This window comes from Paraglaciecola sp. 2405UD69-4 (genome assembly GCF_047525415.1).
Classification (GTDB): domain Bacteria; phylum Pseudomonadota; class Gammaproteobacteria; order Enterobacterales; family Alteromonadaceae; genus Paraglaciecola.
On the sequence record NZ_JBLIXM010000002.1, the window covers coordinates 1196589 to 1216028 of the forward strand.

Genomic DNA, 19440 nt, shown 5'->3' on the forward strand with positions numbered 1-19440 from the left:
CTTTGCATGCTGTTTAGCTGACGACATTAGCAGCAATAGCAATTTGATAGATAATTTGTGTTACATCTTTAATAGATTGCATAACCTTAGCATCCACTTTAGGTAGAACAAGTATTTGGTCACCAGCCTCTAAAGTGGAGTTTTTCTCATCAGAATACCAATGTTCCCCTGCATCAGATGTAACAAAGCTTGTAATACCGTTAGCGTGCACAATGGCAATGCGCTCATCGTCTGCTCGTTCGCTGAATCCACCTGCCCATGCAATATAATCGGATACTGTCGCCTCTGGGTTATAAACTATAGCCTGTGGCATTAACACTTCACCTGCAATCTGTATCAAGTCAGTTTGCGCTGGGATTACAATTTCATCCCCTTGCTCTAGGCGAATATTTGCTACTTTACCATTTTCAGACACTATCACTTTGCCTAGTGGTTCAATTCTTCTAGCACGAGCTATAAACTGTGAAACTAACTGGGCTTCTTGAGCGCGGATAGACGCTTCGCCACTTGATGAAGCTGGTGCTGTAAACAGACTACGCTCTAAGCGATCTAAAGACTCATTAATAAGCATTTTTTGCTGTTCCATCACGCTTTCGCGTTTGATGTATATAGAGCCATAATTAGCTTGTTTTGGGTCGACTTCAATATAACTTAATAAATCTAATAAACGGGTATCTTTTTCTACAGCATAATAAGATGGGCCTTCGTAACTACCTGATATCTGTACGCTAATAACCTGAGGACGAATGTCGTCATTAAACAACACTGTGTCACCATCTGCCATAGTAAACTGATCAAATTCATTGATAGGTATATAAACTGAGATAGGGCCTGATTCGCGATTACCTGTTATCGCCACATGACTGGTCTTTGACAAAGGACGAGCGTAGGTCATCAGTGCTGTACCTGAGCGCTTTGAACTCTCTAACTCAAACCTGAAAGGGTATCTAGCTGCACCTTCGACATTTACCATAGCGCCCTGTTCACCAACAAAAATCACATCATCATCTTTGAATGAGAATGCCGGTAATTTACCTAATTTTAAGAAGTCGTATAAATCGTAGGTAAGCACCGTTTCGCCTTGGCGCATTACTGTTATAGTTCGGTAACTGCCGCGATGGGGATCAATGCCACCTGCACGTTTAAGATAAAACAGCACAGAATCTGATGCTAAACCAGCATATTGCCCAGGTCTCAAAACCGGTCCAGCCACAAACACACTTACGGGCGTTGCGGTTAACAGATTTACATATACACTTACATTGTTAGTATAAATCGACTTAATATTTTGAGTCACTACTGTATTAACACGATTAGCAGGGACATCTTGCACTTTAATTGGCCCCACATCAGGAATAAAAATATTACCTTGATTGTCGACGGTAACCACTTCTGAGCTATTTACCGTACCCCACATTTGAATCGCAATTTTATCGCCTGGGGCGACTAAATAAGATGAATTTAAACCATCACTGCGCTCTGTTTCAAAACCGCCTTTAAAAAGATTCGCACCATACGGGGGAGGAAGCCCTTCTTCACCAGCTGGCATCGGGCCAGACTCAGAGGGTAAATTAATACTTGCGCCCCGTCCCGTGCTGTTGCCACCTGATTGGATATATTGGGAAAGATCTACGCGTTGGCTTTGACTAGCCTGCTGAGCTTGTTGCAACTGCTCTTGAGTGGGCGCTTGCTGCGCAGATACTGTGCTCACAAACAGTAAACCAGCAACAAAGAGTACCAACCTAGCTACATTAAAAGAAATTTGACGACAACTAAAAAGCACTATTGATTTCCTCCCATAGTCGATTCAGTATAACTGGCTAATACTTGATTAACGGCATACCAATCGCCTTTATGGCTTTTACAATAGACTCGCTGACCATCAAGCTTAAACTGAACTTTGCGACAAATTTTACCGCTAGCTGCAAAAAAAGGCTTTCCTAACAAAGCTCTCTTACCATCTAGCTGCGTACTTTGGGTATCTGCTGAATCAGATAATATCTGCTGTTGATTAGGTGGCAGATGCACAACACTATCACCAAACTCGTACTCAACAAGAGCTCGGCTAGCGACAGGTTGTTCGATTGAGGTACAGCCTTGCAGAAGGATGCTCAGTAAAAGGAGACTACTCAGTATTTTCATAAATTATACAGTATGGAATATTGGAAAAGATAATAACGCGAGATGGAATACATTCAAAGTTGACTTAGCAAATAACCTGAACTTAATTTTTGGATTCTGATTCGGCTCTCAAAACAGTTAAGATCCTCCAAACATGTTGGATAACCATGCTGTAGATAACGAGTAACGCAATAAAAGCCCAAAACATAATGTACTCAGGAATTAACAAAACTTCTCCTACAACACCGATAAGAGCATAACAGCACCCTAACAATAAGATAGCAGCTAAAGCTTTTCTTGAGGAAAGACCCGCTCGCATAAATATATTATGTAAGTGTTGCTTATCAGGCTGAAGCATAGACTTACCTTTTCGGGCTCTTCTATACATAATTGCAGCCATATCCATTAATGGTAAACCTATCAGCCAAACAGCTGTAATTGGTCTTATTGCCGCTTCAACACCTTGAGAGTACTCAACTAACAGCCAAACTATTGTTAGGCCTACAAACATACTCCCACTATCACCCATAAATATTTTATTCCCTTTAAACCCCTTTAAACTTAGGTTAAAGGCTAAAAAAGGGACAATAGCAGCAATGACAACTAGCGGCCCCATAGCCGCTTGCCCGTTATGTGCAATTAATAGCAACAATACAAAACTACTAAGAACGATCAAACTCATGCCGCCTGCTAGACCGTCAATTCCATCAATCATATTAAAGGCATTGATAACACCAACCACACACACAAGTGTAAAGAAATAACCAAAAACACCAAAGTCCACTATCCCAAAACCAAAAATATCACCTAGGGATGTCAAATAATTTTGCGCACTGTATGCCATAATAGCTGCCACACCAAACTGGCAAACTAAACGCCCTTTGGCACTTAAATCAAACTTATCGTCTAGCATTCCCAACAATACGATAAAAGCAGAAGCGGTGAAAAACAAGGTACCATTTTTGAACCATACATCGGTTGCGAAACAAGCAAAGAATACAGCACCAAAAATACACACCCCACCAGTTAGCGGTATCATGCCTATATGGGATTTCCTATCGTCTGGAGAGTCAACTAAACCTAATTGGTGGGCTAAGGGAGTCATTATCACTAATAATACTGTTGCAACCATAAATGCAGTAAATAATGGCGCAAACTCTAAGTGATTCAGCATTAAACAACTTCCTTAATATTTGATATTTCATGTGCAAAGCAATATTTACGCCTCTTTGCATCGATTCCTAAACTTAAATGAATGCTAGCTTGCACCTCATTTAAAATGTACTTACTACATCAAATTGAATAACTCGATATATTTTCAAAGCCTATGAAAAGAAATGAAAAGAAAATTATCCAAACAGTCAACGACTCATCACGGTGCATAGTAGCAAATTAGCATGCATCAATACTAGTAATATCATGTTAAAAAACAAGACCTAAATGTAAGCGAAATGTAAACTACAGACAGAACCCTAATTTTAATTCTAACTATATGAATTTTAGCCATTTATTATCATAAATAGATAAACAAAATACTATCTACTCTCTCTAAATTATAAGCTAACAGAGATGCAATAAAGCACCATTTAAGTGCGCATCATTAAAACAAAATAGAAAAGGAGTGAGTTATTTTATCTAAGTTACCCGTGATTATATTGTTTTCATAGTGCTGCTCTAGTATAAACAGCGTGAGCAATTTAAATGTTTACAGGGATTTTGTTTAGAGACAGTCTAAAATAAATACATTATAAAAATAGGCATATCCTAACCTTAACCAAATAAAAAAATATAAAAAGGCAAAATAGATGGCGACAGAACAATCTAGTAGTACCCAATTAGATACAAGCTTTTTCGGACATCCTAAAGGTTTAATGACTCTTTTCTTCACAGAAATGTGGGAGCGCATGAGTTATTACGGGATGCGTGCTTTACTAGTACTTTTTATGACCGCTAGTATCCAAGAAGAGGGACTGGCTATTACAGTAGCATCAGCGACGGCTATATACGGTTTGTATACTGGTGCAGTATATTTTATGGGCTTGCCAGGTGGGTGGATTGCAGACCGCTTAATTGGTAGTCAAAAAGCAGTATGGTATGGCGGCATTGTCATAATGTGTGGTCATATAGTCTTAGCTATCCCTGCATCGTGGAGTTTCTATATTGGCTTAATATTAGTCGTCTTAGGCACAGGGTTATTGAAACCTAATGTAGGTATTCTTGTAGGGCAACTTTATGCTGCAGATGATCAGCGCCGTGATGCGGGTTATACCATTTACTATATGGGAATAAATCTTGGTTCTCTTATCGGATATACCGTTTGTGGCTGGCTACAAGTTAATGCAGGCTACCATTATGCGTTCGGGGCCGCTGCAATAGGTATGGGAATTGGATTACTTCAATATCGTGCCACCATCAGTAAACTTAATGGCGTTGGTGCTACTCCAATATTGAAATTATCAGAGTCTAGTCAGAAAAAAAGTTGGGGAGTAATCATTGCATTTTTGCTGGGGCTTGCCGCAATAACTTTTAGTATGATGACTGGTCTACTAACCATAAACCCAGTGACACTGGCTCAGTATGTGGCCATAGCAATTACACTTGTTTTTTTAGCTTACTACGCTGGTATTTACGCTTTTGGTAACCTTTCTCATGACGAGAAGCGATCCTTAGGAGCGCTATTCGTGGTCTGTCTCGCATCAATATTTTTCTGGTCTGGGTTCGAGCAAGCAGGCTCATCCTTAAATTTATTTGGCCGTGATTACACTGAACGTATGATAGGAACTTTTGAAATTCCCCCTGCATGGTTCCAGTCTGCGAATTCATTTTTCATAATTACACTATCTCCATTTTTTGCAGCATTATGGGTCAACTTAGGTAAACGTATGATTACCCCATCGTATGGAATAAAATGTGCGATTGGATTAGTTATCATGGCTTCTGGTTTTATTGTTATGTTTTTTGCCGCACAAATTGCAGCAAGCGGTTTAAAAGCGGCACCTTACTTTTTGGTAGCAACTTACTTTTTACACACTGTTGGAGAGTTATGCCTAAGTCCTGTAGCGCTAGCTGCGGTTAGCAAACTTTCTCCGAAACGTTTTGCAGGGCAAATGATGGGAGTTTTCGTTTTAACTTATTCAATAGGTAACGTAACTGCAGGTTTATTAGCTGGCGGGCTTGATCCTGATAACTTGGGTGATATGCCCAACTTATTTATGGGAATTGGCCAAATTACTATTGCTGCAGCCTTAGTTGCAGGTTTATTGTCTTTAAAATCAGGAAAGTGGGAGAAACTTGCCGAAAAAGCATCTTTTAATAAAAGTTAAAACCAACATTAATAATATGCTTAATAACTAGCCATAAAACGCCTCTAACTTAACAATTTGGAGGCGTTTTTGTTTATATATTTCTTTCAATCATGTTTATAGTGATAAGATTATGTCTCAATTGAAGACGATTCGAAGGTGTTAAATTGAAATTGTATTTCTCAACAAAAAGCATTCCTCAGATTCAACATCTACCTCTAACGGAACGTTTAGAGATTATACAAGCTGCGCAAAAAAAACTTATTGGTCCTGAAAAACTACTACTCAACATTTTAAAATTGTTAGTAGTAATTCCAATATTTGTTGTTATTTTACAAATTTCTACAAACTGGGTATCAATTATTTGGGCGCTTTTGTTAACCTTACTTTACCCTTTGTTCATTAAACCATTTCAATATGGATTATGTGCTAAATATATTCCTACACATAAATATCAAGGAGAATAAAATGCAGACAATTTTAGTAACCGGCGGAGCGGGTTATATTGGCAGCCACACTGTATTGCAGTTATTAGAAGCGGGAAATCAGGTAATCGTACTTGATAATTTATGTAACTCATCTGAAGAATCTTTAAAACGAGTAGAAGAGCTAACCGGGAAGAGCACAATATTTGTTAAAGGTGACATTCGAGACCACACGATTTTAGAATTACTTTTTTCTAAACATAAAATCGATGCAGTTATTCACTTTGCTGGTCTCAAAGCGGTTGGCGAGTCTGTAGAGAAGCCTTTAAATTACTACAATAACAACGTTTATGGCACATTAACCTTGTGTGAAGCCATGAAAAAATTTGGGGTTAAAAACTTAGTATTTAGCTCGTCTGCTACTGTCTATGGAGATCCAGTAGAGCTTCCACTACGAGAAGATATGCCCACAGGCCAACCTACTAATCCATATGGTATGTCAAAGCTTATGGTTGAGCTTGTGCTGAAAGATTTATACAAATCAGATAGCGATTGGAATATTGCATTACTTCGTTACTTTAACCCTGCCGGGGCGCATCCATCAGGCCGTATTGGAGAAGATCCAAACGGGATCCCAAACAACCTTATGCCTTTTATTACACAAGTGGCTACCGGGAAGCGGGAACAGCTATCTATCTATGGGAACGACTACGACACTCCAGATGGAACAGGGGTTAGAGATTATATACATGTTGAAGACTTAGCTGCAGGTCACCTAAAAGCCTTGGAAAAGCTACAAACTAATGTTGGGATAGTCACCTACAATCTAGGCACAGGGCAAGGTTATAGTGTACTGGACATGGTCAAAGAATTTGAAAAGCAAAGTGGTCAAAGTATACCTTACCAGTTTGTACCACGGAGAAGTGGAGATGTAGCATCTTGCTATGCCGATCCCAAAACAGCATTCGATGCATTAGGTTGGAAGGCCACAAGAGGGCTAGCTGACATGTGTAGAGACTCATGGAAATGGCAAGCCGATAACCCAGAAGGCTACTAGCCTTATTCTATAGCGAGTAGCAAAAAGCCCCACTTATTCTCATAAGTGGGGCTTTTTTCAATCTATAATCAAATTATAAATCTTCTAAGAAAGCATCGATATCTTCATCAAGGGCTTTTTCTTCCTCTGACACTTCTACTTTCCCGTCTTTAACCTTAAATTCTAGGTTTTGAAAATACGCACTTTTCACAAAACTATAGGGATCTGCTGATGAGTTTAACTGCTGTTCTTGTGCAATAACTGCTGCTCTGGCTTCTAAAACTTTGATACCAGTACGAAATAAAGACGCATAAAAATTTAAACTATCTAGAGGTGAGTAAGACGTATCAACAATATCACCTACCCCAGATCTTATATCTGTTGGCCCCCAAGCAGGCAGCATTAAGTACGGCCCTGTATCAACTCCCCACTTTCCTAATACTTCACCAAACTCTTCTTCTTGAGGATCAATTCCAAGCTCAGAAGCCACATCAATTAACCCCAAAACTCCAACCGTAGAATTTAATAAAAAGCGCCCTAGGCTTATAAATGTTCCGTCAACCTTGCCTTGTAATAGGTTATTTAAAGAATTAGACGGCTCCTCAAGGTTTCTCGCCATATTTAGCAAACCAGTGCGCGCAAACTGCGGCATATAGTTAGTGTAAGCTACAGCAGTCGGCCTTAAAATATATACGTCAAGTACATCATAATTAAAATCCCACATAGTTCGGTTAAAGGACTCAATGGGATCCTTAGGATCATTATATTCTTGTACTTGGTCGTTCACTCCACGTGTCGTTGAACAGCCGCCTAACAGTAAAAGTACAGTCAACAAGCTAAATAAAGCATTTTTATGTGTCATAAGGTTCTATCAATCGTAATGGTTTCGTTAGTCTGTTGTTCTTTGCTAAGGGCTATAATACGCTCCCCTTGTAAATCCCCAGACGTTTGGGTTACATCACCGTTCGTAGAAATACGAGCGACTATTTTTACATCTTTCAAATCCGATAAAGTATAAGTCGGCAACATAGCATTCTCATTAGAAAGCTCCACCACCACAGGAAACTCCCCTAATGGCATTTTTACAACTGCTGCAGGCATCTTCATCGCACTATTATTTTCTTGCGCAAACACTACTAAAAAGCCTTCCTTAGGCAAGGTTATATCACTCGCTAGCTCTACAGTAACGGATACACTCGGGATCAAAAACTTAGATTCGCCATCCGACTGCACAGATAACTCTCTTTTTAATTCTTCAATGCGTTGCTCAATTAACTGGTAATTAGGCTCTGTATTTGGAATGTAGGCTAATAACCCTTGCCAATTATCAAGAGCTAACTGCTTATCGTTAAGCTGCGTCGCAACCACAGCGAGAACACCCATAGCATTAGTGTTGTCAGGCTCAATAGTCAGTAGGTGCAATAGTACCTGTTTTGACCTTAGTACTTGATTCTCTTGTCCCGTCATTAATAAGGCTTGGGCATAGCTTGCCATAGTATTGGTATTAGTTGAATCAAGTTGTAGAGACTTCTCAAAGGCTTGAATAGCATTATTAAGGCTGTTCATTGCCCCATACACTCGCCCTAACAGCATCCAACCAACGGGATCATCTGGGTTATCTATAAGTTTAGTTCGCAGCCCAAGAGAAAAATCTTGTAAATCTTCTAACTGTAAACTGGCATCACCTTGGATCATTCTTTGGCCCAGTTCACTTGTTTTCTGTCTTACTTCTTGCCAATGCTCAATCTGCGAAATCTGATTGGCTTGCCAATATACTGCCAAGCCTATGGCACCACTTAACAAGGCACCAAATAAAATAATAAGCGTGACATTTGATGATCCCTTAGATTGCTGTCCAACTTCATCAAGCATTGCAAGTGTGAGTTCTTCTTTAGATTGCTCTGTATCTTCGGAGTCTAGCAAACCTTGCTCTTGCTCAGTGTCTAGTTCATTTAACCGCTGTTTGATCAAAACCTTATTGTTGATCACATTTTCAGTTAGTTTTTGCTTTCTAATCCATGGAAGACAGCATAAAAGTAGCGCGACTAAAACAAAGCCCACTACCCATAAATAAAACATACTCACTCGTCAGACTCCAATAAGGCTTTTGCTCTTTTCAATTTATCGTAATCCAATTCGGCTGCTTGTTTTCTGCGGCCAATAACAATTCCAGCTATTGCTATGCATATGAAAAACAATGGAAGCAGCCACAACCAAATCGTCATTGAATTAACTGGTGGCTGATAGTAAACAAAGTCACCATACCTTTGTTTCATAAAGCTAATAACCTGCTCTTTAGACTGTCCTTGTTGCAAAAGTTGATAAACTTTACGTTTTAGGTCAACAGCAATCATTGCATCAGAATCCGCTATGTTCTGATTTTGGCATTTTGGACAACGCAACTCTTTGGTTAATTCAATAAATAGTGCCTGCTGTTGAGGATCTTCAAAATAGAATTTGTCTTCAGTGGCAAACGCCCCCCAACTAGTCGCAAGCATAAATACAAGTAAGATTATCTGGGTTACTTTCATTGTTTAGCCACCAATTCTTCATATAAAGGAGCAAACTTGGCATTCCACACCCTAGGGTTAATATCCCCTATGTGATGCAGTCTTATTTTTCCACTTTGATCAATTAAGAAGGTTTCTGGTGCACCGGTTACCCCTAAATCAAGTGACAGGTCACGTTTTACATCAAAGATGTTAAAGGCGTAGGGGTTTCCTAGCTGAGCCAGTTTCTCTCTTACCTCCTGTTGTACTCTGGCAACCGTTTTAATACCAAAATCAGGATCAATATCCTGATCGTAATACAAGCCAACAATGTGTTTGCCATCTTGCTTGAGTTGCTGCAAATAGGGTAACTCTACAGCACAAGTAACACACCACACTCCCCAAACATTGAGCAAGGTCACCTCACCTTTGAAAATATCCTCACTGTAAGTTCTCTGAGTTTCCATTAAATCAGGCAATACAAATTTGGGCATAGACTGCTCAAGAAGAGTAGACTCATGAACTCTAGGGTCCGAAAATAACCCCTGATATAAAAAGGCTAATAAGCCCAAGAAAACCACTAAGGGTAAAAGGTAAATCACAAATTTTTTCAAGACCCTTGCTCCACTAACGTTTTGCGACTGCTTGCCCTTGCACTACTTGCCAATTTTGCCATTCTGTAACGCTTATCACTAATTGAAAAAACTCCACCCAAAGCCATTATAAATGCACCAGCCCAAATCCAATTGATAAAAGGCTTAACATAAATACGTAACGACCAATCTCCGTTTTTAAGTTGTTCACCTAAAGCCACAAATAAGTCCCGACTAAAACCTGAATCAATCCCAGCTTCCGTCATTACATTTCTTTGCACAGGGTAAAAACGCTTTTCTGCTTCTAAAGTACTAACAAGTTCTGAACCTTGGTATACATCAACGTGGGCCACATCACCTGAGTAGTTTGGCCCCTGCAATTGAGATATGCCTTTAAAAACAAATTCATAGCCTTGCAAAGTAACACTATCACCTTCTGCCATTCTCACATTGCGCTCAGTGTTATATGCGCTAACTAAAGTAATGCCAATAAGGGTCACAGCAAACCCAAGGTGACCTATCGCCATTCCCCAATGACTCGGGGTTAATTTGCGTAAACCTTGCCAGGTAGAATACTTTCCAGCGGTAACTTGCGGCTCGATGCGTTGGCGCACTTCCATCACTGTGGTAATAATGATCCAAAAACTTAACACTAGACCAAGACTAGCCATGTAAGTTGATTGTTCAAAACTTGAATTTACCAATAAGCCGGCACAAAGGCTCAACCCAAGGGCCATCATTATCTGTTTAGACAAAGCTTGAGGGGATTGGTTCTTCCAGCGAGATAATGGACCTACACCTAACAAGAAAACAAAAGGTACAATCAAATAGGTAAACATTTGATCAAAAAATGGTGCCCCAATAGAGATAGAGCCCATACCGAGCTCCTTATGGACTAACGGAAGCAAAGTACCTAGCAAAACCACTAAAGTTGCAGCAGTCAAAAAGATATTGTTTCCCATTAAAAACACTTCTCTTGAAACTAATCCGTAGCGGCCGTTACTTTTAATTTGTGAGGCCCTCAAGGCGTACAAAAACAATGAGCCGCCTATGATCACAACCAATAGCCCTAAAATAAACAGTCCTCGACTCGGGTCGCTGGCAAATGAATGTACAGACACCAAGACCCCAGAACGTATTAAAAATGTTCCTAGTAAGCTTAAGGAAAATGCGGCGATTGCCAAAAATACTGTCCAAGACTTAAAGACTTTACGTTTCTCAGTTACCGCCAAGCTATGTACCAGCGCCGTCCCTATAATCCAAGGCATGAATGCTGCATTTTCTGACGGGTCCCAAAACCACCAACCGCCCCAACCTAACTCGTAATAAGCCCACCAGCTACCTAAAGCCACACCGACAGTTAGAAATGACCATGCCGCTAAAGTCCAAGGTCGAGACCAACGGGCCCAAGTTGAGTCCAGTTGCCCAGAAATAAGCGCCGCAATCGCAAAAGCAAAAGCGACCGAGAAACCAACATACCCCATGTACAGCATAGGCGGATGAATGATCATCCCGAAGTCTTGCAGTAATGGATTTAAATCTTTTCCATCAATAGGATAAAAAGGCAGTAAACGATCAAATGGATTAGAGGTAAGCAACATAAATAGGTAAAACCCTATGCCTACCATACCTAAAATAGACAATACTCTAGCTAATACTTTTAAGGGGATAGCTTGACTAAATAGTGCGACCGCTAATGTCCAGACACATAAAATTAATGTCCAAAGTAAAAAAGACCCTTCGTGGCCGCCCCATACAGCTGTGTATTTATAATAAATGGGTAAAGTGCTATTAGATGTATTTGCCACATAAGCCAAACTGAAATCATCATGGACAAAGGCATAGGTCAAACAAAAATAAGCAAACGCAGTAAACAAAAACATCCCTATGGCTAATGGTTTTGCCATAGCCATCATTTGTTGATGATTTTTATAAGCTCCCCACATGGGATACACAGATAACAAAATGGCCACCATTAACGCCATTACCAAAGAAAAATTTCCTAATTCAGCCAACATAATGATTAATAGGCTCCATTTTCAGTGTCTGTACTTTGAGGAGGTTTAACATGCTTAATACCTTTCATTTTTTCTGCAAGCTCTGGTGGCATGTATTCTTCATCGTGCTTCGCTAACACTTCATGTGCTTCAATATGGTTTGGAGTTGTTAACACACCTGTTGCAACTATCCCCTGCCCCTCTCTAAACAAGTCAGGCAATATACCTTGATAACTAACAGTGACAATTGGCCCTGTATCAACTAAATCAAAACTCACAGCTAAGGTGTTTTGGTCTCGTTCTACGCTCCCTTCAACCACCATACCTCCAATTCGCAGGCGCTGCCCCACCTGAGGTATTTTTCCTTCTTTACCTTGGATCACTTCTGAAGGCGTATAAAACAAATCAATATTTTGGTTTAACGCATATAACATTAAACCAACCGCACCTGCGATAACCAACACTATGGCAGATACCACCATCAAACGTTTTTGGCGTCTTGGGTTCATACTTTACCTCCACTAACAGTTTGCTGTTCAGACGCGGCTTTAATTCTTGCTAATCGAGCTTGCTCTGCATGTACACGCTTAAAAAGAGATTTTTGACTAAACACAGAATCTAACCATAACCAAGCTAAACTAAGAAACCCCAAACCAAACGACAACCATACGTACAAGCCGTAGCCGCCCATATTTATAAAACTCTGAAAATCATCAAAATACATTATTTCTTATCACTCAAAACTTGCTTATCAAGAGCTAACTTCAACACCCATGGACGTTTCAACTCTCTTTTTAAAATTTCATTTTGTAATCGCTTAATAGAAACAGCACCACAAACTAAAGCCCAACCTAAAATACTCAATAAAAGTGGCCAAAGCATTTCTGGCGGCATAGACGGTTTATCTAATTTCATTATGGTCGCACCTTGATGCAAGGTATTCCACCACTCAACTGAATAGTGAATGATAGGTAGATTGACTATTCCAACAACTGCCATCACTCCAGCAGCTTTACCACCTTGCTGTTTATCATCAAAGGCTTTGTACAAAGAAATTACACCTAAGAACAAAAACAACAGAATAAGTTGCGATGTAAGTCTTGCATCCCACTCCCACCAGGTCCCCCACATAGGTTTACCCCAAGCGGCACCGGTTACCAAAGATATAAACGTCACTGTGGCTCCAACAGGCGCAAATGCCATCATAGCCATAAAAGAGGTTTTTACTTGCCACACCAAACCAACAAAGGCCGCAATTGCCATTGAAATATATAAACTCTTTGACAAAACGGCCGTTGGCACATGTACGTAAATAATTCTGTAGGCATCACTTTGCTGATAATCAGTGGGAGCAAAAGCTAAGCCCCAGACAGTGGCGATTGTTATGATTAAAAGACCAAACACAGTAAACCAAGGCAACAAAGCTTGGCAAAGTAGGTAAGTGCGTTCAGTTTTAGCGTAAGGATGTAACCATTTGAACATCAGTTTTGGCTCACTCTAAGTGCATAAGCAATGGCAAATGGAGCCAATGCTATAGAAATAAGCAACATGGCACCAATAATTGCCAGCTGCGCGTTATAATGTAATCCCATTGACGCAGCTTCTACTGCTGACGTTGCAAAAATTAAAAGAGGAATAAAAACAGGGAGTAATAAAAGAGCCAACAACATGCCTCCTTTATTTAAACCTACAGTTAGTCCTACGGCTATAGCACCAATAAGGCTCAGTAACGGCGTACCCAGCAATAAAGTTTGCAGTAACGCCCAGTACATAGGTTCACTCAAGTGTAAAAACAAGGCTAACAATGGAGACAAAATAATAAGAGGAAGGATACTTGTCACCCAATGGGCAAACACTTTCACCAAAGCCGCTCCCGATAGAGATGTACCAGATAAAATGAGTTGCTCTAGGGAGCCATCATTGTAGTCATCTCTGAATAGCCTTTCTAACCCCAACAAAGAAGACAATATTGCCGCCACCCAAATCACGCCAGGTCCAATAAGTTGTAATGTTTTGGGCTCTGGCCCCACTCCTAATGGAAATAAAGTTATCACCAAGACAAAAAACAATAAGGGCTGCATCAATTCAGCCCTTTGTCTATAAGCTAAAGACAACTCTTTTTTTAGTAAAGAAACCAAAGCCTGCATTAAATTTTATATTCCAGAGTGACTTCAGCCGTAGGGTAATCAATTTGTAAAGACTGATGAGAAGTCATCACTACAGCACCGCCTTTTGTTAAAAACTCGATAATATGATGATTAAGTAGCGCTATTCCATCTACATCTAATGCAGTAAACGGCTCGTCCAAAATCCAGAGTTTGGCATTATCTTTAAACCAAAACCTAGCTAAAGCGACCCTACGTTGCTGCCCTGCAGATAAATGAGTAATAGGAATATCTTCTAAACCAACCAAGTTTAGACTCGCAAGCACCTCATACACACGATTAGTGCTAGTCGCTACATTATGTAACTGACACCAAAATAGAATATTTTCTACTGCACTTAAGGTTTGATTAACGCCCAACTTGTGCCCGAAATAGACCAAATTACCGGCATAATCATTTCGGCAATTCTGAATGTTTTCACCTTGAAACAGCACCTCGCCAGACTCAGGTTCCACTAGCCCTGCTAGCACCCTAAGCAAACTTGTCTTTCCGGCCCCATTAACGCCCTTTAAATAGGTTAAACTACCTGGATTAACCACAAAGTTTACTTTAGAAAATAATAACCTATCCCTTTTAACCACAGACAAATTATTCACTGAAAGTACTGACAAAATCTTCTCTTTTGGATCACAAAATAGTCGTCAATAATATCATAGGGAAGGTCCACAACGACAGAAAATAGTCGCTAAAATTAGCTTAACCAACTTAATAAGTGCAAAACTAGCGTAAGTAAAACTGCAAATAAGGGGTACACTGAATTTTATTAAATCTTTTCGCTTTATGCCGATAACGTAAATATGCCTGATATACCACTTTCCTCACAAGCGACGGCTTCGCAAGCTATAACTCAGCTTAGCCAGCTATCATCTACCTCAGATATAGCAAAGCAAGGCATAGAAGTCTTAGTGAAACATTTAGGAGGCAATGAAGTTTCATTGAGTAAAGACGCAAGCCTACTTAGTAAAACGGTCACCTTAACAAGTGAAAATATAAAAGAGGCACTGTCCAACGGGCAAAAGTATCAAGTTCGGGTAGCTTCCGAGAGCCCTTTATCACTGCAGTTTTTTACAACGCCAAGCAGCTCAACACCAACTTCATCAGAGTTAACAAAAAACAGCTTTTTATTGTCTGAACAACAAATAACGAATTTACTTAAGCTACCAGCAAAACAACTTATAGCCGGTCTTAAGCTAAATCAAGCAGACAAAGTTTTAAATGCATTGCAATTACAAGGAACGGTTGCACCTACGAAAATAAAAGAGTCAATCGAGACTACAGCTAAATTAAATCAAACGCCAACTAGTAATTTACAGCCCAAATTGCAAAATCAACTACCTTTAAAGCTTAATAATCAGGCTGAAATTTCGATTCCGCTAAAGCAGGCAAGTCAATTTATCCCCAATGACAAGGTGGCACTTACTATCATTCCCAAGGGGAATAATTGGCAAATTAGCATATCTAAGCTTGATAACACCCCAGTGCCGCCCCAAGTGCAACTGACATCAAAGCCAATAGATAAACCAATAGATAAACCAATATTAAATCAAACATCAAATGCCAGCCAACAACACACCAGTAGGCCAGAAGCTAAAACTCAGCAAACCTTAGTGCCCGCTAAACAAGCGCCAAATATAATTAAGCAAGCTATACAGCAACACAGCAGCAGCGATATTAATAAAGCGATTGAAATAAACTTACCTATAAAACAAACACTGCAGCAACTAGTAAGCTCCAATATTCCAGAAAGCGTAAATCTTGCCCAAAAACTACAAACCTTACCTATTCAAAAATTGAGTCTACAGGTGTCTGCTTCAGGCGATGCCATGCTCACAGTACAAAACCAAAAACCGCTAATGACTATTCCGGTAACAAGAGAATTAGCTCAGAATATAGCCCCATTAAAAGTGCCAGGATTAGCTGCAATAACGAAGCTAGTGACTCAACCACTTTCATCTGGTGCTGCTTTACCAGCCAATCCCCCTGAGGTCGAGACTAAAGCAGTCGCCCCCACTACAGACAACAAAGCTACTGCCCCTAAAGAGCTAGCAGTAAACACCAGTAAACCTGAAACAACCATTGAAACAAAGAATACGCTTAAAGAGGCAAGTGCTGCACTACTAAAAGAAGTAATAGAAAAACCAATGGCCAATAGCATTGTCTCTTCACAACTTTTCAACAACAAACCTAAACAAACAACATTGCTGCAAAGCCTGATCAGAATAGTACAGCCTAAAGCAGAAGCGCCAACGAACAGTCTACAAGTACTAGATAATGCTCTGTCAGATAAAGAGTTTTTTAAAGGCCCTCAAGAAGCTTCAACGAAGCAAATGGTAGAGCAGGTTTTGACTCAAGTTAAGCAAGGCTTACCTCAAGCCAAGGAGGCAGATAGTCAAAATATCAGGCAATTATTAACCGCTCCAATTTTGAACTTGTCTAATACGCAATTAGCCAACCCAGCCACTAACCAAGGCTTGTTTAGTGGCTTAATTACTATGCTGCAAATATCTTTAAGCTCAAGGTTAGTCAAAGGGCAAAATCAACGTTCTGAACAAATAGTAGAAATCTTAAATAAAGTACTCAGTACCTCAGGAAAAAGCACAACCAGCAAAGGGCTTCAAGAGTTCTCCCAGCTAGAACAAAAGCATCAACTAATTCGTGGCATAAGTCGCTTAATGTCCGCACATCAAGCCAACAAATTAGCGAGTGCTGAACAACAAGTTCAAGGCCAAGACACCTTTTATTACAACCTTCCGTCTATGATGGCGGGCAGTATGAAAGATGTAGAGCTGTTAATTAAAAGAGAAAGTGACCAGCAAAATAATGAAGACAAAGAACAAGCCGAACATAAGACTTGGCAACTTACCATGAAGTTATCTGTAGGAGAAATGGGAGAATTACTTACAAAGGCAAAATTAAGACCCGATAATATAGATATCAATTTTTACGCATCAAATGACCAAGTAAAAATTCAAGTAATGAATTACCTACCACTACTAAAACGTAAATTAGACACTTTAGGGATAACAGTAAATAAAACTGCATGCCAGTTGGGTAAAATTCCAGACACCTTGGCACAGCGGCCTTACCACGTATTTCAAACCCAAGCCTGAGGGAGTAGTAACAATGAAAGACTCATCTACACATAACAACAAGCAAAAGAGTGCAGTTGGCCTCAAATATAATCAAGAGACGGCTAACTCTGCTCCAAAAGTGGTAGCTAAAGGGTTTGGAGAGCTAGCCGATGAAATCGTTGCTCTTGCCAGAGACAATGGCGTACTTGTACATGAAGATCCATACCTAAGTGACTTCTTAGCCACCCTTGATTTAGGTCAAGAAATACCAGATCAGCTATACCATGTAATCGCCGAATTAATTTCATTCTCGTATGTTCTTCAGGGTAAATTTCCCGATAGCTGGGCTAAGTCACACGGCAAAATATCTAAAAAAGTATAATCTCTATTTTATTACGGTAATTAGCCTAGCCTTAAAAACAAAAACCCTACGCTCAGGTAGGGTTTCAAACAGTATTTAAGTGCTAAAAAATTAGCTTTCTGGCTCTTTTTCAACCACTGGTTTAGATAACAACAACTCACGTAAACGAGTATCAATTTCTTTAGCCATTTCAGGGTGCTCTTTCAAATAGTTAATTGAGTTAGCTTTACCTTGACCAATACGCTCACCATTATAGCTATACCAAGCACCAGCTTTTTCAACCATCTTATGGGCCACACCAAGATCAATTAGCTCACCATGGCTGTTAATTCCCTCGCCATAAGTTATCTGGAACTCAGCTTGTTTGAAAGGAGGAGAAATTTTATTTTTGACTACCTTCACCCGGGTTTCATTACCTACTATTTCGTCACCGACTTTAACCGAACCAGTACGACGAATATCTAAACGTACCGAGGCATAAAATTTCAGTGCATTACCACCAGTAGTGGTTTCTGGGGATCCAAACATCACCCCAATTTTCATACGAATTTGGTTAATGAAAATCAGCATAGTATTTGACTGCTTAAGATTACCAGTCAATTTACGCATTGCTTGGCTCATCATTCGAGCTGCAAGGCCCATATGAGAATCACCAATATCTCCTTCAATTTCAGCTTTAGGCGTAAGTGCAGCTACAGAGTCCACAACAATCACATCAACAGCGCCAGAACGAGTCAGCATGTCACAAATCTCTAGGGCTTGTTCACCAGTATCAGGTTGAGAAACTAAAAGCTCGTTTACATCTACACCAAGCTTGGCAGCATAAATAGGATCAAGTGCATGCTCTGCATCAATAAAAGCACAAACTTTACCATTACGCTGTGCTTCAGCAATCACTTCAAGAGTTAAGGTAGTTTTACCACTAGATTCAGGTCCATATATTTCAACTATACGACCAAGAGGTAAGCCACCGGCGCCTAACGCAATATCTAAACCTAGAGAGCCTGTTGAAATGGTTTCAACGTCCATGGTTTTATTATCGCCAAGCTTCATGATAGACCCCTTACCAAATTGTTTTTCAATTTGACCAAGGGCGGCGCTCAACGCTCTGTTTTTGTTGTCATCCATCAGAATGTCCTTCGTAATTGTTAGCATTGTCATGAGCTAACAATTAGTCACTCACAATGCAATTTGCTATACAGTAGTTATAGTCAAAGTATACTGTATGGTTATACAGTTACAAGTAAAAGCGTCAATTAATTTTTAATAAACTAACTAATTGTCTGTTTTATCAACACCTTCAAAACATTAGATAGTGCAAACTCAACCGCTTTAATACGCACATTGTGCCTGTCACCTGTAAACACTTGCCTCTCAGTAAAGGTATCTCCCGCCACAAAAAAACCAAACCATACTGTACCTACAGGTTTTTCAGGCGAGCCCCCATCGGGACCAGCTATACCACTAACACTTACTGCGACTTTAGCACCCGCTGCAGTTGCAGCCCCAATCGCCATTTCTTTCACTGTTTCTGAAGACACAGCACCATAAGTTACTAAAGTGCTAGGCGTCACATTTAACATTTCTTGCTTAGCTTCATTTGAATAGGTGATAAATCCTTTATTAAACCATGCAGAGCTACCTTGAGTACTTGTGATGGCATAGCCAATCCCCCCGCCAGTGCATGACTCAGCACATGTTATTTGCCAACCTTTATCTGCGAGACTCTGCCCTAGTAGTGCTGCTAAACGAAGTATTTCATCGGTCATATCCACAACCTGTTGTGAGCTAAACGCTTGTAAACATTTAGACTTGTTGAATATCAATAGTGCTAATTATGACATTGAACAATTTTTTAGGGCAAGAAAACATATTATCCC

20 protein-coding genes are annotated in these 19440 nt (G+C 39.9%); 5 read left to right on the plus strand and 15 right to left on the minus strand.

The annotated features are described in order from the left end of the window. Window positions 1–13 precede the first annotated feature (13 nt). The 3 genes from ACMUMK_RS11825 to wecA all read right to left on the minus strand — a co-directional run bounded on the left by ACMUMK_RS11825 (window position 14) and on the right by wecA (window position 3295). Window positions 14–1783 (minus strand): polysaccharide biosynthesis/export family protein, encoded by a 1770-nt coding sequence (locus ACMUMK_RS11825; RefSeq protein WP_414701314.1) that lies wholly within the window; start codon window positions 1781–1783, stop codon window positions 14–16. Next, window positions 1783–2142, minus strand: coding sequence for a hypothetical protein (locus tag ACMUMK_RS11830; protein ID WP_414701315.1), 360 nt, complete (start codon window positions 2140–2142; stop codon window positions 1783–1785). The genes ACMUMK_RS11825 and ACMUMK_RS11830 overlap by 1 nt, the downstream gene beginning before the upstream one ends. An 82-nt stretch (window positions 2143–2224) precedes the next feature. Next, window positions 2225–3295, minus strand: a complete 1071-nt coding sequence (gene wecA, locus ACMUMK_RS11835; protein ID WP_414701316.1) for a UDP-N-acetylglucosamine--undecaprenyl-phosphate N-acetylglucosaminephosphotransferase — start codon at window positions 3293–3295, stop codon at window positions 2225–2227. Between the two features lie 631 nt (window positions 3296–3926). Between wecA and ACMUMK_RS11840 the strand changes: the two genes are divergently transcribed. The 3 genes from ACMUMK_RS11840 (at window position 3927) to galE (ending at window position 6905) form a co-directional block, all read left to right on the plus strand. After that, entirely contained in the window at window positions 3927–5444 is a 1518-nt protein-coding gene (locus ACMUMK_RS11840) for a peptide MFS transporter (protein WP_414701317.1), read from the plus strand. A 146-nt stretch (window positions 5445–5590) separates the two neighbouring features. Beyond that, window positions 5591–5890 (plus strand): DUF6170 family protein, encoded by a 300-nt coding sequence (locus tag ACMUMK_RS11845; protein WP_414701318.1) that lies wholly within the window; start codon window positions 5591–5593, stop codon window positions 5888–5890. 1 nt (window position 5891) lies between these two features. Further along, window positions 5892–6905: a UDP-glucose 4-epimerase GalE gene (gene galE, locus ACMUMK_RS11850; RefSeq protein WP_414701319.1), complete on the plus strand. Its 1014-nt coding sequence runs from the start codon at window positions 5892–5894 to the stop codon at window positions 6903–6905. Window positions 6906–6978: 73 nt separating this feature from the next. On the opposite strand, the gene ACMUMK_RS11855 is transcribed toward galE, so the two are convergent. From ACMUMK_RS11855 to ccmA, 10 genes are read right to left on the minus strand one after another with little or no spacing between them, the layout of a single operon-like run. After that, window positions 6979–7746 (minus strand): VacJ family lipoprotein, encoded by a 768-nt coding sequence (locus ACMUMK_RS11855; protein WP_414701320.1) that lies wholly within the window; start codon window positions 7744–7746, stop codon window positions 6979–6981. Next, window positions 7743–8963: a c-type cytochrome biogenesis protein CcmI gene (gene ccmI, locus ACMUMK_RS11860; protein WP_414701417.1), complete on the minus strand. Its 1221-nt coding sequence runs from the start codon at window positions 8961–8963 to the stop codon at window positions 7743–7745. The genes ACMUMK_RS11855 and ccmI overlap by 4 nt, the downstream gene beginning before the upstream one ends. A 2-nt stretch (window positions 8964–8965) precedes the next feature. Beyond that, window positions 8966–9415 carry a cytochrome c-type biogenesis protein CcmH gene (locus ACMUMK_RS11865; protein WP_414701321.1) on the minus strand — a complete coding sequence of 150 codons (450 nt, stop codon included), beginning with the start codon at window positions 9413–9415 and terminating at the stop codon, window positions 8966–8968. After that, a complete protein-coding gene (locus ACMUMK_RS11870) occupies window positions 9412–9987 on the minus strand; it encodes a DsbE family thiol:disulfide interchange protein (RefSeq protein ID WP_414701322.1) in 576 nt (191 codons plus the stop codon). Before ACMUMK_RS11870 ends, ACMUMK_RS11865 begins: the two co-directional genes overlap by 4 nt. Next, window positions 9984–11984 carry a heme lyase CcmF/NrfE family subunit gene (locus ACMUMK_RS11875; protein WP_414701323.1) on the minus strand — a complete coding sequence of 667 codons (2001 nt, stop codon included), beginning with the start codon at window positions 11982–11984 and terminating at the stop codon, window positions 9984–9986. The genes ACMUMK_RS11870 and ACMUMK_RS11875 overlap by 4 nt, the downstream gene beginning before the upstream one ends. 5 nt (window positions 11985–11989) lie before the next feature. Beyond that, on the minus strand, window positions 11990–12472 hold the full coding sequence (gene ccmE, locus ACMUMK_RS11880) for a cytochrome c maturation protein CcmE (protein ID WP_414701324.1): 483 nt from the start codon (window positions 12470–12472) through the stop codon (window positions 11990–11992). Further along, entirely contained in the window at window positions 12469–12687 is a 219-nt protein-coding gene (gene ccmD / locus ACMUMK_RS11885) for a heme exporter protein CcmD (protein WP_414701325.1), read from the minus strand. Before ccmD ends, ccmE begins: the two co-directional genes overlap by 4 nt. Beyond that, window positions 12687–13445 carry a heme ABC transporter permease gene (locus ACMUMK_RS11890; protein ID WP_414701326.1) on the minus strand — a complete coding sequence of 253 codons (759 nt, stop codon included), beginning with the start codon at window positions 13443–13445 and terminating at the stop codon, window positions 12687–12689. Before ACMUMK_RS11890 ends, ccmD begins: the two co-directional genes overlap by 1 nt. Then, window positions 13445–14110 (minus strand): heme exporter protein CcmB, encoded by a 666-nt coding sequence (gene ccmB, locus ACMUMK_RS11895; RefSeq protein WP_414701327.1) that lies wholly within the window; start codon window positions 14108–14110, stop codon window positions 13445–13447. The genes ACMUMK_RS11890 and ccmB overlap by 1 nt, the downstream gene beginning before the upstream one ends. Beyond that, the gene (ccmA, locus tag ACMUMK_RS11900) at window positions 14110–14739 is read right to left on the minus strand and encodes a cytochrome c biogenesis heme-transporting ATPase CcmA (protein ID WP_414701328.1); all 630 of its coding nucleotides are present in this window, start codon (window positions 14737–14739) and stop codon (window positions 14110–14112) included. Before ccmA ends, ccmB begins: the two co-directional genes overlap by 1 nt. A 186-nt stretch (window positions 14740–14925) precedes the next feature. On the opposite strand from ccmA, the gene ACMUMK_RS11905 reads away from it, so the two are divergent. Next, window positions 14926–17238 (plus strand): flagellar hook-length control protein FliK, encoded by a 2313-nt coding sequence (locus tag ACMUMK_RS11905; protein ID WP_414701329.1) that lies wholly within the window; start codon window positions 14926–14928, stop codon window positions 17236–17238. A gap of 13 nt (window positions 17239–17251) precedes the next feature. Then, window positions 17252–17581: an EscU/YscU/HrcU family type III secretion system export apparatus switch protein gene (locus tag ACMUMK_RS11910; protein WP_414701330.1), complete on the plus strand. Its 330-nt coding sequence runs from the start codon at window positions 17252–17254 to the stop codon at window positions 17579–17581. Between the two features lie 90 nt (window positions 17582–17671). On the opposite strand, the gene recA is transcribed toward ACMUMK_RS11910, so the two are convergent. Further along, window positions 17672–18694 carry a recombinase RecA gene (gene recA, locus ACMUMK_RS11915; RefSeq protein WP_414701418.1) on the minus strand — a complete coding sequence of 341 codons (1023 nt, stop codon included), beginning with the start codon at window positions 18692–18694 and terminating at the stop codon, window positions 17672–17674. Window positions 18695–18831: 137 nt separating this feature from the next. Then, entirely contained in the window at window positions 18832–19329 is a 498-nt protein-coding gene (gene pncC, locus ACMUMK_RS11920) for a nicotinamide-nucleotide amidase (protein WP_414701331.1), read from the minus strand. Window positions 19330–19440: the final 111 nt, after the last annotated feature.

Coding starts and splice junctions, on each gene's coding strand:
- ACMUMK_RS11865 (WP_414701321.1), bottom strand. CDS start 9,415: ATGAAAGTAACCCAGATAATCTTACTTGTATTTATGCTTGCGACTAGT.
- ACMUMK_RS11890 (WP_414701326.1), bottom strand. CDS start 13,445: ATGTTCAAATGGTTACATCCTTACGCTAAAACTGAACGCACTTACCTA.
- ACMUMK_RS11840 (WP_414701317.1), top strand. CDS start 3,927: ATGGCGACAGAACAATCTAGTAGTACCCAATTAGATACAAGCTTTTTC.
- ACMUMK_RS11875 (WP_414701323.1), bottom strand. CDS start 11,984: ATGTTGGCTGAATTAGGAAATTTTTCTTTGGTAATGGCGTTAATGGTG.
- ACMUMK_RS11905 (WP_414701329.1), top strand. CDS start 14,926: ATGCCTGATATACCACTTTCCTCACAAGCGACGGCTTCGCAAGCTATA.
- ccmE (WP_414701324.1), bottom strand. CDS start 12,472: ATGAACCCAAGACGCCAAAAACGTTTGATGGTGGTATCTGCCATAGTG.
- ccmI (WP_414701417.1), bottom strand. CDS start 8,963: ATGTTTTATTTATGGGTAGTGGGCTTTGTTTTAGTCGCGCTACTTTTA.
- ccmB (WP_414701327.1), bottom strand. CDS start 14,110: ATGCAGGCTTTGGTTTCTTTACTAAAAAAAGAGTTGTCTTTAGCTTAT.
- galE (WP_414701319.1), top strand. CDS start 5,892: ATGCAGACAATTTTAGTAACCGGCGGAGCGGGTTATATTGGCAGCCAC.
- ACMUMK_RS11910 (WP_414701330.1), top strand. CDS start 17,252: ATGAAAGACTCATCTACACATAACAACAAGCAAAAGAGTGCAGTTGGC.
- ACMUMK_RS11855 (WP_414701320.1), bottom strand. CDS start 7,746: ATGACACATAAAAATGCTTTATTTAGCTTGTTGACTGTACTTTTACTG.
- ccmD (WP_414701325.1), bottom strand. CDS start 12,687: ATGTATTTTGATGATTTTCAGAGTTTTATAAATATGGGCGGCTACGGC.
- wecA (WP_414701316.1), bottom strand. CDS start 3,295: ATGCTGAATCACTTAGAGTTTGCGCCATTATTTACTGCATTTATGGTT.
- pncC (WP_414701331.1), bottom strand. CDS start 19,329: ATGACCGATGAAATACTTCGTTTAGCAGCACTACTAGGGCAGAGTCTC.
- ACMUMK_RS11830 (WP_414701315.1), bottom strand. CDS start 2,142: ATGAAAATACTGAGTAGTCTCCTTTTACTGAGCATCCTTCTGCAAGGC.